Origin of the sequence: Neisseria sp. WLZKY-1, assembly GCF_046546535.1 — a bacterium.
Classification (GTDB): Bacteria; Pseudomonadota; Gammaproteobacteria; order Burkholderiales; family Neisseriaceae; genus Neisseria.
In genome coordinates, this window is record NZ_JBKGTW010000099.1 from 1 (window position 1) to 1,790 (window position 1,790).

The 1,790-nt window shown below is 58.0% G+C and carries 1 protein-coding gene; it reads right to left on the bottom strand.

Annotated features, from left to right (window positions below):
* A partial coding sequence (locus tag ACLD9W_RS12290; protein WP_410842276.1) for a DUF4132 domain-containing protein occupies window positions 1-1,790 on the bottom strand: 1,790 nt, incomplete at both ends.

Below are 1,790 nucleotides of genomic sequence, written 5' to 3' on the forward strand. Positions count from 1 at the left end.
ACCGCGCTGATGCCCAGGGCGTCGTAGGGTTTGAAGTAGCGGTCGAAGCTGCCGCCGTCTTCGATGCTGGCGCGCTGGTAGCCCATTTTGGTGAGCACGCCGCGCAGGGTGTAGGTGTCGGTGAGCCAGCCTTTGCGGTTGTCGATGGCATCGGCTTTTTCGTCGAACTCGGGCAGTTCGTTGGAAAGCTGGTCAAACAGGGGTTTGACTTTGTAGTCTTTGAGATGCGCCTTCCAGCCTGCGGCGTCTTCTGCGCCCATCAAAACGCGGTGGGCGGGTTGGACGTAGCTTTCGGGCGAGAGTTCGATTTCGTCGTCGTCAAGGTTGAGCAGGCTGCCGCTGCCGTCGGGGCGGAAGGTTTGCAGGACGAAGCCTTCGGCGTCGAGTTCGATCCATACCATGCGGGCAATCAGGCGTTTCATAATCGGGTGGGCGGCCAGGTATTCGAGCCAGTCGGCGGCGCTCCAGGTGCGTTCGGCGCACATGGCTTCGTACAGGCGGGCGGTTTGCATTTGTACGACTTGCTTGTGCTCTTTTTTGGCGTTGGCAAACTGGCTTTTGGCTTCTTTGACCAGCGCGGCATCGTCGCTCTGGCGCGGGGCGGGCAGGGCTTTGATGGTTTTGCCTTCTTCGTTTTTGAGTACGAATTTGTCGGCGTCGTCCACATAGGCGCTCAGGGTGCGGCTGCCGTATTCGAGCGTCAGGATGCCGTTTTCGTCGAGCCCGGCGGTGGGGATGGTGCGGTCGGCGAGTTCGTCGGCCGTCCAATGGTTGCGCTCGGCGATGCGGGTAACCAGGGTTTTGGCCAGCTCCTGCACGGAAGCGGTGCGGTAGCGGCGGGAAAGGCTAAGCAGCAGTTGGATGATCAGGGGATCGTTGCTGGCGGATACGGCGCACAGCAGGGCTTCGATTTGGGCGCGGCGCAGGAAGTGGTTTTTCAAAAAGTCCTGCAACACTTTCACCGCCGCTGCGCCCTGCGCGTCGCCGGCCAGGGTGAGCATGCCTTTGCTTTTAATCGCCGAGCCGAGATATTCGCCGAGTTTTTCGCGTTTGATGCGTTCGACAACCTGTTCCAGCGTGATGTCGGCCAGTTCGGGATGGTATTCGGGGTATTGCTTGAACCATCTTTGGTAGTTTTTCAGACGGTCGGGGGCTTCTTTTACCGCGTATTCGGTGGCTTCATCGATACCGCAGTTTTTGGTGTCTTGGGCGATAAAGCTCTGCATCACAAACAGGGAAAAGTCTTGGCGGCTTTTTTCGTCCAGCAAGGTCATATAGCGCTGGAACAGCGGGTTGGGATTGGGGTCTTTCAGCTTTTCGGCCAACACCAGCCACCATTGCAGGATTTGGGGATCGACGGGCGAGCCGTCTGCCCATTTGGCGGCGGGTATCAGGCCGAAATCAAACCAAGTAAAGCTGGCGGAAAGTTTGCCTTTCAACCCTTTTTCTGCATCAGCAAGCAGAGATTTGGGGGTGAGATAAGCGGAGATGTCTTCACCCAGTGCTTCGAGCGCGTTGAGAATCGCGGCGACAACGGTTTCTTTTTTCTCTTTTTTCAACAAGTCATACAGCGGCTGGACGGCTTCCTTGTTGCCCAAACGGCCGAGCCATTCAACGGCGGTGGTGCGGATGTCCTGCTTGCCGCTGGATAAGGCTTCGATGGCGCGTTGGTGGATATTGGGCAGGCTCTGCAGCAGGTTTTGCGCGTCTTGGCGTGCGGTTTTGCCGTTGCCCAGCGCGATTTCCAGCAGCTTGGGAATATAGGCTTTGGGGATGGCGGGAAACTTGGC